Annotated in this window: 11 protein-coding genes; 7 read left to right on the top strand and 4 right to left on the bottom strand. The window is 44.6% G+C overall.

The genetic code is table 11. The features are described 5' to 3' along the window. Nucleotides 1–217: 217 nt before the first annotated feature. Complete coding sequence (gene rimP / locus O9332_RS12265; RefSeq protein WP_288025779.1) at nt 218–688, bottom strand: ribosome maturation factor RimP; 471 nt, start codon at nt 686–688, stop codon at nt 218–220. A 214-nt stretch (nt 689–902) separates the two neighbouring features. Here rimP and ftsH point away from each other — a divergent pair, with 214 nt between their 5' ends. Then, nucleotides 903–2798: an ATP-dependent zinc metalloprotease FtsH gene (gene ftsH / locus O9332_RS12260; RefSeq protein ID WP_004159541.1), complete on the top strand. Its 1896-nt coding sequence runs from the start codon at nt 903–905 to the stop codon at nt 2796–2798. A gap of 85 nt (nt 2799–2883) precedes the next feature. Here the strand turns inward: ftsH and O9332_RS12255 are convergent, their stop codons facing one another. Then, nucleotides 2884–3672, bottom strand: coding sequence for a response regulator transcription factor (locus tag O9332_RS12255; RefSeq protein ID WP_004159539.1), 789 nt, complete (start codon nt 3670–3672; stop codon nt 2884–2886). 457 nt (nt 3673–4129) lie between these two features. After that, a complete protein-coding gene (locus O9332_RS12250) occupies nt 4130–4450 on the bottom strand; it encodes a DUF3155 domain-containing protein (protein WP_002798554.1) in 321 nt (106 codons plus the stop codon). A gap of 388 nt (nt 4451–4838) precedes the next feature. Here O9332_RS12250 and O9332_RS12245 point away from each other — a divergent pair, with 388 nt between their 5' ends. The 5 genes from O9332_RS12245 (at nt 4839) to O9332_RS12225 (ending at nt 11144) form a co-directional block, all read left to right on the top strand. Beyond that, entirely contained in the window at nt 4839–6095 is a 1257-nt protein-coding gene (locus tag O9332_RS12245) for a GAF domain-containing sensor histidine kinase (protein WP_004159531.1), read from the top strand. A 120-nt stretch (nt 6096–6215) separates the two neighbouring features. Beyond that, on the top strand, nt 6216–6593 hold the full coding sequence (gene ebsA / locus O9332_RS12240) for a type IV pilus biogenesis protein EbsA (RefSeq protein ID WP_004159530.1): 378 nt from the start codon (nt 6216–6218) through the stop codon (nt 6591–6593). A 35-nt stretch (nt 6594–6628) separates the two neighbouring features. Further along, a complete protein-coding gene (locus tag O9332_RS12235) occupies nt 6629–7705 on the top strand; it encodes a phosphotransacetylase family protein (protein ID WP_004159525.1) in 1077 nt (358 codons plus the stop codon). A 40-nt stretch (nt 7706–7745) separates the two neighbouring features. Further along, complete coding sequence (locus tag O9332_RS12230; protein WP_004159523.1) at nt 7746–9560, top strand: ABC transporter ATP-binding protein; 1815 nt, start codon at nt 7746–7748, stop codon at nt 9558–9560. A 144-nt stretch (nt 9561–9704) separates the two neighbouring features. Next, nucleotides 9705–11144, top strand: coding sequence for an aminotransferase class I/II-fold pyridoxal phosphate-dependent enzyme (locus O9332_RS12225; protein WP_004159521.1), 1440 nt, complete (start codon nt 9705–9707; stop codon nt 11142–11144). Here the strand turns inward: O9332_RS12225 and O9332_RS12220 are convergent. Next, on the bottom strand, nt 11136–12509 hold the full coding sequence (locus tag O9332_RS12220; protein WP_288025773.1) for a serine/threonine-protein kinase: 1374 nt from the start codon (nt 12507–12509) through the stop codon (nt 11136–11138). The two genes, O9332_RS12225 and O9332_RS12220, sit on opposite strands and share 9 nt — an antisense overlap. Nucleotides 12510–12880: 371 nt before the next feature. Here O9332_RS12220 and O9332_RS12215 point away from each other — a divergent pair, with 371 nt between their 5' ends. After that, complete coding sequence (locus O9332_RS12215; protein WP_288025771.1) at nt 12881–13282, top strand: DUF4242 domain-containing protein; 402 nt, start codon at nt 12881–12883, stop codon at nt 13280–13282. Nucleotides 13283–13420: the final 138 nt, after the last annotated feature.

The following is a 13420-nucleotide window of genomic DNA, read 5'->3' as shown; positions in this document are numbered from 1 at the left end:
TAAATCCTTATCTGGTAAGAGACTTAATTGATTAGTTCGCTCTAGATAAAAAACAATTGACAAAAATCGCTAAATGCCTTTCTATATAAGGGTTACATCCCTTATAACCCCCGTCTATTGCATAACACCAACCGAAGAGCCTTTATTTATCTTCATCTTTATCCCTGATTACTGATTACTGATTACTGATTACTGATCACTGATTACTGATTACTGATTACTGATTACTGCGCTGCTCATCTAAACGGACGCTGATGACGGTAGTGCGATCGATGGTCAGGGAGCGACCTTTTTGGTTAAGATAAATAGATTGCTCATCTCTACCTTGCAGTTTTCCGCGCCATTCTTGCGGTTTTCCTTGGCTATCCTGGCCGGTAACGATGACGGGAAAACCTTTAAAAGACTGAAATTCGCGCTCACTGCTCAGTTGTCGAGAAATACCGGGGCTAGATATTTCTAAAACGTAGGCCCCGGGTAAGATTTCTTGACTGTCGAGGGCGGTTTCTAAGGCCCGACTCATCTGCTCACAGTCCTCTAAACCGGTATCTCCCGCAAGATTGCGAATATCGACGCGCAGGACGGGAGGCCTTTTATTGGTTTGGAAAACGATATCGACCACTTCTAGCCCCAAGTTTTCAGCGATAGGGATGGCTAGGTGCAGCAGGTCGGGGATGAGCGGATGGGTCATAATTTGGACAACAAAAAAAGCGGGCGAAACCCACTTCCCTAAACTGTTAGTGATTGGGATAGGCAGTTGTTAGACTACCTAGCTAAATACAATATAGCAAAAAACCGTCATCACTATTTGCCCCCGGGGTCGTGCCTGGGGGAAAACAGAACAGTGGTCACGATCGAGTCGATCTGTCACAATGAATACAGGGTAACTAGATATAGAGTCAATTATGGATCAAAAATCTCCACTCACCGTAGTTAGAGCCAAGTCAGCTAAGAATCGTGGTCGTCGGCCAGTATGGAAAGGGATTGTCACCACTTGGATGATTCTGCAAACCTTTGGCCATGTCACTCCTGCTTGGAGTCAAAAAAACCAAAATACCCTCACCTACGGTGAATTGTTAGAGAAGATCGACCAAGGAAAGGTAAAAAAGGTCGAAATCAATCCTTCTTTGCAGCAGGCAGCAGTTACCCTCGTCGGTCAAACGGACAAGGATCCCCCGAAAGAAGTCAATTTATTTGACCAAAATCCCGAATTAATCAAGAAACTCGATGCTGAAAAAATTGAGTACGGCATTCTCCCCAGCACTGACAATTCGGCCTTGATCAATGTTCTCACTAACCTGTTAGTGATTATTCTCGTCTTGGGATTATTGGTGTTTATTATCCGTCGTTCTGCCAATGCTTCCGGTCAAGCGATGAACTTCGGTAAATCAAGGGCGCGGTTTCAGATGGAGGCGAAAACCGACACACAATTTAATGATGTCGCGGGTGTGGATGAGGCCAAGGAAGATTTACAGGAAGTGGTGACATTCCTCAAACAACCGGAAAAATTTACGGCTATTGGCGCAAAAATCCCCAAAGGAGTCCTGTTAATCGGGCCACCGGGGACGGGGAAAACTTTACTGGCTAAAGCGATCGCAGGAGAGGCGGGAGTGCCTTTTTTCAGCATCTCCGGGTCGGAATTTGTGGAGATGTTTGTCGGGGTTGGTGCGTCGCGAGTGCGAGATCTGTTCCGAAAAGCCCAGGAAAATGCCCCTTGTTTGGTTTTTATCGATGAAATTGATGCCGTTGGTCGTCAAAGAGGGATCGGTTATGGAGGAGGTAATGATGAACGGGAACAAACTCTGAACCAATTATTGACGGAAATGGACGGTTTTGAGGGAAATACTGGCATTATCGTCATTGCCGCCACCAACCGCCCCGATGTTTTGGATTCGGCCCTGCTGCGTCCGGGTCGTTTTGATCGACAGGTGGTGGTGGATTATCCAGATTTTAAGGGACGTTTGGGCATTTTGGAGGTCCATTCTCGCGATAAAAAGGTGGCTGCTGATGTGGCTCTGGAGGCGATCGCCCGTCGCACCCCCGGTTTTACCGGGGCAGATTTGGCTAATATGCTCAACGAAGCGGCGATTTTTACCGCTAGAAGACGGAAAGAGGCGATTACCATGGCGGAAGTCAACGATGCGATCGATCGGATTGTGGCCGGTATGGAAGGGCGCGCTTTAGTGGATAGTAAAGCCAAGCGTTTGATCGCCTATCACGAAGTTGGCCATGCGATTGTCGGTACTCTCTGTCCCGGCCACGATCAGGTGGAAAAAGTCACCCTGATTCCCCGGGGTCAAGCGCAGGGGTTAACTTGGTTCACTCCCGATGAAGAACAGGGTTTAACCAGTCGTTCCCAGTTATTAGCCCGAATTGCGGGATTATTAGGGGGACGAGTGGCGGAGGAATGTGTCTTCGGTGAGGATGAAGTGACCACCGGGGCCGGTAATGATATTGAAAAAATTACCTATCTGGCCCGACAGATGGTAACGCGTCTGGGAATGTCGGAATTGGGATTGATTGCTCTAGAGGAGGAGGGCAATTCCTATCTCGGTGGTGCTGCTGCTGGTTATCATGCCGACCATTCTTTCGCGATGATGGCGAAAATTGATGCACAAGTACGGGAACTTGTCAAGCAATGCCACGATTTAGCAACAAAACTTATCCTTGACAATCGTGTGGCGATCGATCGCTTGGTGGATATACTGATTGAACAGGAAACCATTGACGGCGACGAATTCCGGCGTTTATTGACGGAATTTCAGCAACAAGCGGATCGGTCAATGGTGACTACGGTTTAATTTGCCCTTCGTCTCCTCGCTTCGATTAAGTGGTTAGGAGACGATTTCAGCAGACAATCTGCTAATCAGTCGGACAAAGCCAGAATTAACGACTAACGTTGTGAGCAGGAATTTTATTAATGGAATGGCCGTTATGATTGCCTTTGGTGGAGGCAATAATATTAGCTTCTAAAGCTGAAGTCATCTCGGCCAACATTTCTAGATTAAAACGATAGCCGACGTTGCGGACGGTTTGAATTAAATTAGGTTGCCTGGGATCGGTTTCGATTTTTTTCCGCAGAGAGAGAACATGAGTATCAATTGTCCGGGGATTATCAATTTCCTCGGGCCAAGCGCGACGCAGTAAATCAGCCCTTGATAGGGGTGTTCCCTCCGCTTGGGCTAAAACGTAGAGTAGGCTAAATTCTTGGGGCGTTAATTCGATATACTCCCCGCGAAATTGTACCCGTCGTTGGGCTAAATCTATTTTTAATTGCCCATAATCCAAGTGTAGGGGAGCAGCCCTACTGCCTAAACGACGAGTTAACACTTCTACCCTAGCCATAAATTCTTGCATTCCAAAGGGCTTTTTCAGGTAGTCGTCGGCCCCGGCTTTTAAACCATTGACCACGTCTTTTTCGCTATTGCGGGCCGAGAGAATCAGTATTAAAGACTGTTTTTGTTGATAAAGCCAACGGCAGAGTTCGATTCCATCCCCGTCCGGCAAGTCGGAATCGATAATTGCTAAGGTTGGTTGACGATGAAGGAAAGCTTGACGCGCACTTTGCAGGGTTGCCGATTGGTTAACCAAATAACCGGCCTGTTGCAGATGCCAAGCTAATAGCGATCGCAAGTGCGGGTTGCCCTCAACAATAGAAATATGGATCGATACCACTTGAGTTTCTGCCCCATTACTGCACAGATTGACACATTGTCAGGGTATCAGAATTAATGTCAAGATGTTGTAACAATCGTAACATTCGTCAGGAGTCAGGAGTCAGGAGTCAGGAGTCAGGAGATTATTTTTATACTAAATCTGGTTATTAAAAACTGATTATTTAGGGTTTGCCGAAAAAATCTAAAAACCTTGTTGGGTAAAACTTTTAGACTTTTTGGAAACCAAAAAGTACCAGATCTGGGAGTGATCGGGGGGAAAATTCCTGGACTTTTTCCCTGAAAATTAGGTAATTGACCCCCTCAAAATCGCTAAAACCCTACACCCTACACCCTACACCCTACACCCTGCCCCCAGGAAAAGCTTTTTGCCGCAAACTCTACTTATGCACAAAAAAACTCGTTTACTTTTCCGTAAACGAGTTTACTTTCCATGATATGATCAATAGTCCTTTGAGTTATTTAGCAACTGCTACCGGTGCTTTGACGGGCTGGGGCTGGGGCTGCAGGTCGCGCAAACTTGGGAAAAGGAAGTGGTTTTCCTCCACATATTGCGCTCCAAACAGTCCTTTTTCAGCCCAGAAATAGCGATCGGTTGTATGCTCGTTACGCTTAACAATCAATAAAGCTGGTGGGCTAATGCCTATAGCTTGAATATACTTACGCGCCGCAGTTACGGGTTTATCTTCGCCACTTTCAATACTATACTGGGGTATAAGTTCAAGTATCTTACGTCCTTCTTGACGACGGCGACTTTTACGTTTCCGTTTTCTGGCCAACCCAATTACCTCCTGTTTTGGCTAATCGTTGTAATGATAGTTACAAAAGCCGTAGCAATTATATCCCTTCTAGACCAAGAAATCAAGTGTCTCTCACAAACCCAATTACAGACAAGTTTGACTAGAAGCTAGACTGAGACTAGGTTTAAGTTTTTGTTACAAAAACACACCCACAAATATCGATACAAAACTTATTATTCTTAAACTTTTTTTAATATATACCTTGATCCACCCCGAAAATAGTGACCAAACCCTTGTCCTAATTGCTTTTTGCTGGTTGCCCTCGACTCAAGAGGAGGGTCATTCTCCCCTATGTAAACTGGGAAACAAAACTCGCAACCCTAGCTGTATCTAGGTTTTCTGATTTTTTACTTTTTACTTTCTTGGTATGCCCTTCTCCTCCCCCTCCCGGACTCCCCTGAGTGATGATTTTATTGCCCTCTGTCAGACACAGATGGAACTTTTGCGAGAGCAAATGGAAACGGACAGAAGTGCGGTTTATTTAACTGAACCTTTATCGAGTAATTTAATTCCAGTCGTTGTTTATCCGCCTTTTAATCCCCCTTCTCCCCAAAAAAAGCGGCTTTCCTTACAACCGGGGCAACCGGCGGCAGACTTGTTAACTGCGGTTAAGTTAGAAGATTTATCCCACCTCTGGGGTAATCAGGAGACCGTCAGCGGTCATCGCTTGTTTTTACCCTTAATGTATGAAGAGGGCATGATCGGATTATTGGTGACAACCCGAGAAAAACGACCTTGGCAAAGTTGGGAATTAACCCAGATGGAAAAAATCACCCAAACCCTCGCTTTGGCCTGTGTACTCGATCGCCAATTGGGAGAAGAACGTTATTATCGACAATGGCAACGACAGCGCCTCGATACCTTTCTCCATCAAATCCGCAATCCCCTCACCGCTTTAAAAACCTTTGGTAAACTTCTACTCAAAAGGCTTTTAGCCGAAGAGGGTAACGATCCCGCCATTACTGGTATGCTGAGAGAAAGCGATCGAGTTCGGGACTTAATCGCCGAATTTGAGGCACAAATTCAGCAAGAAAGCGAAAATTACCCCACCGTCGATATTCCTCTCCTGCAAGCGCAATCTTCCCCCACCGCCTTTCTCTTGCCTGCTGGCAGCGGCCAACTAACTCCGATCGATCTCCATGATATTCTCGATCCGCTGCTCCTTTCGGCCCAGGCCGTAGCCAAAGAGAGAAATCTCAGTCTAGAAACGATTCACGGGGAAGACATACCACTTATTTGCGCCAATATCCCCGGTTTGCGGGAAGTATTCAGCAATTTAATTGATAATGCCCTCAAATATACTCCTGCTGGCGGAAAAGTCACCGTCGAGGTGCAGAATGTTAAGAATAGTGTAGAAATTGTTTTTAAAGACACGGGTTATGGTATAGCGAGGAGCGATCAAGAAAGAATTTTTCAACGTCACTACCGGGGAGTGCAAGCAGGGGGAGATATACCCGGTACAGGATTGGGTTTAGCGATCGCTAAAGAATTAATTACCAGCATGGGGGGGACGATTGAATTTATCAGTCCCAATCCCGAGCAAACAAGTTCCCTATACCCCGGCACGGTTTTTCGGGTTCATATACCAGTTATAGCCGATGATAACCTCAGTATAGAGGGATGATCTGGTCGTCAATTCTGCCTATTTTCTCGATCGGGAGATTCCTGGGGCGATCGGTTAAAATATATGGAAAATATCAGTGTCAATGGTAACTTGGCCGTGAACCAGAGAATTAAGTAAATTATGCCAACTATCGAACAATTAGAACCCGCCGATAAGGCCGATGTGGTAGTATATATGCCCTACTATGCCAAGGACAAACATAGTATCCTGCCCTATGCGATCGCTTTGTATCAAGCCGGATCTTTAGAAGGTCGTCGTCGCATAGAAAACAGTCAAGGGATTCCCTTTGTGGCATCTTGGTATGTATCAAAATTGCCCTCGGAATTGACCCGTTGTCGTTTACAATTTGAAGGACAGGCCGACCTAAGCTATGAGATGACGATTATTAACGCCGAGTTGATCGAATATCTCATCGATGCGATTAAAACCTTTAAGCAGCTAGGTTCAGCCGACTTTTCCCGGGGATTTTATCGGAAACTGCTGCGATTTGAAGGATAAAAGTCGGGATTTTACGGGTTAAAAAGGAGCAAATCGTGGCGAAATCAGCCAAATCTATACTCATCTCTTCCCTGGAACCCCTCAGTGGTAAATCGGGAACTATCGTCGGTTTAGCGCATCTCTTGCGGCAAAAAGGACTAGAGATAAGTTACGGCAAACCAGTGGGCAATTGTCCGGGCTACGTCGATGGGCAATTGGTCGATGAGGATGTAGAATTTATTCGGCAATTATTAGAATTATCCCCCGAACAGCTGCGCTTGCCCCTGATCTATACAGATGTGGATTCCGTTGCTAAACGTCTGCAAGGTGCAGATAAACAGGACTACGGCAATATTCTTGCTGGTTATCTCGATCGGATTAACAGTGATATTACCCTCCTCGAAGGGCCGGGGACTCTCTGGGAAGGCAGTATTTTTCAGCTATCGATGGGGGAAATGGCCAAAATTCTCCAGACTCCGATCCTATTGGTGGCCCGCTATAGTTCTCCCCTGATTGCCGATAGTCTGCTGAAAGCGCAACGGGAATTAAATAATCAGCTGCTGGGGGTAGTGATTAGCGATATTCCCACCGATGATTGGGAGGAAGTACAATCCCTCCTGAAACCCTATCTCGCGGGCCAAGGCGTGGAAGTTTTAGGACTGTTACCCGCTAGTAAACTGCTGCGTAGTATTAGTGTTCGGGAAATTGTCCATCTTTTGGGGGCCAAAGTATTATGTCGGCCCGATCGTTTGGATTGGATGGTAGAAAGTTTAGCGATCGGGGCGATGAATGTCAACGCCGCTTTAGAATATTTTCGCAAGGGGGAAAATATGGCCGTGATTACGGGTGGCGATCGCACAGACCTCCAGTTAGCTGCCCTAGAAACTTCCACCACCTGTTTAATCTTAACCGGTTCCATCTCTCCAGATCCCCTGATTTTGGGACGGGCCGAGGATTTAGAAGTACCGATTCTCTCGGTAAATTTAGATACTCTCAGTACCGTGGAAATCGTCGATCAGGCCTTCGGGAAGATTCGCTTACAGGAACAGGTAAAAGTCGCTGGTATTCGAGAATTAATGGAGGAATATTTCCAGATCGATCGCCTGTTAGAAAAGTTAACAACAGAGGGGTAATTTCTCCCCGGCTGCCGAGAATTTCATTGGAAATCCCTTCATGAGTCTATCATCCTCCCCTGTGTCCCCTCCGGTCAAAGAAAATGACTGGAGATTATTATTAAGATTACTTCCCTACGCAAAAAAGCAAAAAGCCCTGCTATTCTGGTCATTAATACTTCTTTTTCCCCTATCTCTCACAGGGGCGATACAACCCTTAATTATCGGTCAAGCGGTCTCCCTTTTGCAAAAGGAACAAACTTGGGATTTTTTGGCTCGAATGCCCTTAACAGCAGCCATTAATACCCTAATTATTATCCTCTCGGCTTCGATTATTTTACGACTGATTTTAGGGACAATGCAAGGTTATCTAGTGCAGAAAGTCGGTCAGTCAATTACTGCTAATGTCCGGGAAGATTTATTTACCCATGTCACCTCCCTTTCCTCCAGTTTTTTTGATCGCTCTCCCGTGGGACGTTTAGTCACTCGTTTAACCAGCGATGTGGAAGCATTAGGAGAAGTTTTTGCTAGTGGGGCGATCGGAGTTGTCAGCGATTTGGTCAATATTTTAGTTATTATCATCACCATGTTTACCCTGCAATGGCAATTAGCTCTATTGTTGGTGTTGATGTTATTTCCCGTCACTGCTTTAATTATCTTTTTTCAAAAACAATACCGCAGCGCTAACTATCAAGTACGCGAGGAATTATCAAAACTTAATGCCCAATTACAGGAAAATGTAGTCGGAGTCAATATTGTTCAATTATTTCGCCGCGAACGCTTTAACGCTGAAATGTTTCGCACTACCAATACTCACTATCGTCAATCCCTAGATAAAACAATTTTTTATGATTCGGCTGTCTCAGCTACTTTGGAATGGATCGGATTAATTGCCGTGGGAGGAGTATTATGGTTAGGCGGGATTTTTATTCTCCAGAAAACCATTGATTTTGGGGTTTTATCAGCTTTTATTTTATTCTCCCAACGTCTCTTTAATCCCCTGCGTCAGTTTGCCGAAAAATTTACTATGTTTCAATCGGGTTTTACTGCTATAGAACGAATTGGTGAATTAATTAGTATTCCCATTGAAATCACCGATTCTAACAATTATAAAGAGATTTACTTCCCAGAAAAACGTCAAACTGGCGAGATTATTTTTGAAAATGTTTGGTTTGGTTATAAACCCGATGAATATATTATCAAAGGTCTCAATTTTACCATTCATCCAGGGGAAAAAGTCGCTTTAGTCGGTCCCACCGGTGCGGGAAAAAGTTCGATTATTCGTCTTCTCTGTCGTCTTTATGAACCGAGTAAGGGCAGAATTCTAGTGGATGGTATCGATATCCGTTATCTTCCCCAAGCGGAATTAAGACGTTATATCGGTGTCATTCTCCAAGAAACTTTTCTCTTTGCCGGAGATGTTACTCGCAATATTACTTTAGGGGAAAATTATGATTTTGAGCAAGTGAAGGCAGCAGCTAAATTAACTAATATCGATCACTTTATCGAGGAGTTACCCGATGGTTATCATACCCTTTTACGGGAACGGGGTGCAAATTTATCGGGAGGACAAAAACAATTACTCGCTTTTGCGAGAGTCGCTATTCGTAACCCCGAAATTTTAGTTTTAGATGAAGCTACCGCTAGTTTAGACGTGGGGACAGAAGTATTAATTCAAGAAGCTTTAGAACAGATTTTAGTCAATCGTACTGCTATTATTATCGCCCATCGTCTCTCCACTATTCGCGATGTCGATCGAATTCTTGTCCTTAAACGCGGGGAATTAGTCGAATCGGGAACCCATGAAGATTTATTAACCGAAGACGGCCTCTACGCTAGTTTATATAAACTGCAAATGTTAGGCACAGATAGTTAACAGGAGTCAGGAGTCAGGAGTCAGGATTCAGGAGACAGGAGACAGGAGATTATTTTTATTTATACTTCCCACACCCCACACCCCACACCCTACTTCCCCACACCCCACACCCCACACCCCACACCCCACACCCCACTTCTCACAATGCCTTCGCCAGAATCTGCTCCGCTAATATCACAACTGCAAAAAAAAGTCAATAGTTTAGATGTACCATTTTATGCACCAGGGCATAAGCAGGGGGAAGGAATCGGGGAAGATTTAAGTAATTTACTGGGAAAAAGCGTCTTTAAAGCCGATTTACCCGAATTACCCGACCTTGATAATTTGTTTGCCCCGACGGGGGTGATTAAAGAAGCGCAAATTTTAGCAGCCGAGACATTTGGGGCAGATAAAAGCTGGTTTTTAGTCAATGGTTCCAGTTGTGGCATTATTGCGGCGATTTTAGCCACTTGCGGCGAGGGAGATAAAATTATTTTGGCGAGAAATATTCATAAATCGGCAATTTCGGGCTTAATTCTCTCTGGGGCGCAACCTATCTTTATCAATCCCGAATATAATCCCACTATCGATCTAAATTTAAATATAACCCCCCAATCCCTCGAAAATGCCCTGAAACTCCATCCCGACGCCAAAGCGGTGATGGTAGTCTCTCCCACCTATCAAGGGGTTTGCTGTGACTTAGAAACTATCGCCCAGATTACCAATCATTATTCTATCCCGCTGCTCGTCGATGAGGCTCACGGGGCGCATTTTGCCTTTCATCCCGATTTACCTCCGGCTGCCCTGTCTCTCGGCGCCGATATGGCTATTCAGTCCACCCATAAGGTTTTAGGGGCCTTAACTCAAGCATCGATGTTACACTTAAAAAGCGATCGCATTAGTTCCGAAAAAGTCGATCGAGCCTTACAATTAGTTCAAACCACTAGCCCTAGTTATTTGCTTCTCGCTTCCCTTGATAGTGCTAGAAAGCAAATGGCGACGCAAGGACTAGATTTACTGAGCAAAACCCTCGATTTAGCCGCTTCTGCCCGAAAAGAACTCGATAAAATTCCTAATATCTCTGTTTTAGACTTTCCCCATTCTATCCCGGGTTGTCACTGGTTCGATCGCACTCGTTTAACGGTAATCGTCAAAGATTTTGGCTTAACTGGTTACGAAATAGACGATATTTTGCGAGAAAAATACGCCGTCACGGCAGAATTACCGACTTTAAGCCAACTTACTTTTATTATCTCCATCGGCAACCATCGCGAACACATTAATCGCCTAATTACTGCTTTTCAATGCCTTCAATCTCCTGACTCTACCAGTTTACCCCTGACTCCTCCCCCAGTCACGGGAAATTTGGCTATTTCTCCTAGAAAGGCTTTTTTTGCCCCTACAGAGATAGTATCCCGGAAAAATGCCCTCGATCGTCTTAGTGCTGATGTTATCTGTCCCTATCCCCCCGGTATTCCCGTTTTGATGCCGGGAGAGTTAATTTCTCAGGAAATCCTCGACTATCTGCAAACTATTTTAGACCTCGGTGGCACGATTACTGGCGGTAGTGATGATAATTTAACTACTTTCAGGGTTTTAAAATAATCGCAAAATTATCCGATATATTAGCCCGAAAAAGGCGGTAATAGTAATTGCTCCGATGGCTGCCATCACGGCAATGATAGCAATTTCAGGAAAACTTAGGGTTCCTTGCAGTTGCGGAATTAACAGGAAGGCGAGAGTAATTGCTGCTAGAATCGGTAAATCTCTCCCTTCAATCACTTTTTTAAATAATGCCCAAACTAAGCCACCTAAGATCATAAAAGCGATGACAATTCCTAGCGAGGGTAGTAAACTATTTAAGGCAATTACTAATAATATCCCCTCAAATCCTGTAAAGGCAGCATTAGCGAAAGTTTCCCCAAGAGAAAAACGGGAAGTTTTTCTAATCACTGGAGAAGCTGGAGGGGATGGAGGAATTGGAGAAGGTGGAGGAGATGGAGGAGATGGGGGAGGTGTATTTAAAGCGGTTAAAACTTCTCCACAGGATTGAAATCTATCCAGGGGATTTGCTAGTAACATTTTATTGAATACTCTTGCTAAATCTGCACTGATGTTGGGGGCATAATTTTGCCAATTCCAGACCTGTTTTTGGGGATCGTATAGATCATCAGGATCGCGATTAGTTAAGAGTATAACACAGGTAGCTGCTAGGGCATATAAATCTGTGGCTGCCGATACCTGATTGCCTAATTGTTGTTCGGGAGGGGCAAATCCAGCTGAGTAAATTGTTGTGGATTTCTCCTGTGTATTATTGGGATTATTGGTAGCCTGTTTTACTGCCCCAAAATCGAGTAAATAGAGGCGGCCATTTTGGGAGCGCATGATGTTAGATGGTTTTATATCCCGGTGAATGGAACCATTTTCATGAATAAATTTGAGGATAAGAAGTAATTCTTTGAGAATGTTTTTGACTTCACTTTCTTGAAAGGGTTTTTGTTGCTGTTGGAGAATTTCTTCTAAGTTTTTACCGTCGATATATTCCTGGGCCAGATAGAAAAATTGCTCTTCTTTTCCCGTTAATTGATTCTTGACTGTTAAAGGGAAAAAAGCATAGAGATCGGGGATTTGGGGATGTTCTCGTCCTAAATCTTCTAAAACGTGCGCTTCTTGAAAAAATAAATTTTTCGCTTTTTCTAAAGCTTGGGGACTTAAATTACCGGAGGGTTGAAATTGTTTGAGTACACATTTAGCTTTTTTGGGACTATAACGATCTAGCGCTAAAAATGCCGCCCCAAATCCTCCTTGTCCCAATAGACGTTCTGGCAAATAACGTCCCCCTAAAATTAATGGCATCCCGCAAGTAGTACAATATTTCTGCTCGATCGAGGTTAAGCGATTGCTATCGTCTAGGTCTGGGCATTGATTACGCGGTTTCGGACAGTGGGGACGCGTACAAATAACTTCCATAGTCACCGTTTCCCGTGGTACTGCTCTTAGTTTAGCTACTACCGGCAATTCGGGTTAAAATTTTTATTCTTGAGAAAGAGTTACAAAGAGGGTTCGTAGGCCTACACGGATTCCCATTATACTACAAGGTTAGCAGAAATTTTGGAGTTTGTCAAGTCTTTGGCCGAAAAAAATTCAGCCAGATAAGGGCGGTTATCGAAAAAATCGGGTCACGCATATCATTCAAGGCCAGGGTTCTGGCCACGACTTGAGCGAAACGGTCTTGAACCATCCACTCCCGTGTCACCTCGTTTTGAGGCTCTTGAAAATATTGCTTTTTTTTCTCAAAGACAGTAAACTCAAATGTATTGTAAATGTATTTCAGATGAATTATGACTCTATATCTAGTAGAGGATGATCGACAAGAAAAAACCAAAGAACAAGTGAGCGAGATATTGGAGCGCATTGCCACAGTCGCATCAAAATCCCAGGGAGAGTTAATCGAAGCCCTAATCGGTGAAACAGAGGGGCGGTTATTCCTGATTATCAAAGCGATCGATCGCGCCTCCCTCGAACAAGTACTAGAAAACGCTGGGCTAGGTTGGCAACTAATCAAGGAAATGCGCTTGATTGGGCAGGACTTAGCCACTGTGCGAGAGCGCAAAGACAAAGCCAACTATCTAGTACAGTGGAATTTACCTCCGGGGCTAACGATGGAAACTTACCTGCAACGAAAAGCGGAGAAAACCCCCCTTTATGCTCAAGTGCCTGAAGTCAGTTTCGAGCGTACATAGGGCTTGCTGAAAAAGTTTTTCGGTGGTGGCAGGGTGTGGGGTGTGGGGTGTGGGGTGTGGGGTGTGGGGTTTTATCGATTTTCAGGTGGTCAACTACCTAATTTTCAGGGAAAAAGTACCTGAATTTTCCCCCCAATC

Source organism: Microcystis sp. LE19-10.1B (genome assembly GCF_027530565.1).
GTDB lineage: Bacteria > Cyanobacteriota > Cyanobacteriia > Cyanobacteriales > Microcystaceae > Microcystis > Microcystis aeruginosa.
The sequence above is the reverse complement of the archived record's forward strand: the minus strand, read 5'-3'. Positions and strand labels throughout refer to the sequence as shown.

What these genes read in the sequence shown, in the direction of transcription:
- rimP (WP_288025779.1), bottom strand. Translation starts at nt 688, where the DNA reads ATGACCCATCCGCTCATCCCCGACCTGCTGCACCTAGCCATCCCTATC.
- ftsH (WP_004159541.1), top strand. Translation starts at nt 903, where the DNA reads ATGGATCAAAAATCTCCACTCACCGTAGTTAGAGCCAAGTCAGCTAAG.
- O9332_RS12245 (WP_004159531.1), top strand. Translation starts at nt 4,839, where the DNA reads ATGCCCTTCTCCTCCCCCTCCCGGACTCCCCTGAGTGATGATTTTATT.
- ebsA (WP_004159530.1), top strand. Translation starts at nt 6,216, where the DNA reads ATGCCAACTATCGAACAATTAGAACCCGCCGATAAGGCCGATGTGGTA.
- O9332_RS12230 (WP_004159523.1), top strand. Translation starts at nt 7,746, where the DNA reads ATGAGTCTATCATCCTCCCCTGTGTCCCCTCCGGTCAAAGAAAATGAC.
- O9332_RS12225 (WP_004159521.1), top strand. Translation starts at nt 9,705, where the DNA reads ATGCCTTCGCCAGAATCTGCTCCGCTAATATCACAACTGCAAAAAAAA.
- O9332_RS12220 (WP_288025773.1), bottom strand. Translation starts at nt 12,509, where the DNA reads ATGGAAGTTATTTGTACGCGTCCCCACTGTCCGAAACCGCGTAATCAA.
- O9332_RS12215 (WP_288025771.1), top strand. Translation starts at nt 12,881, where the DNA reads ATGACTCTATATCTAGTAGAGGATGATCGACAAGAAAAAACCAAAGAA.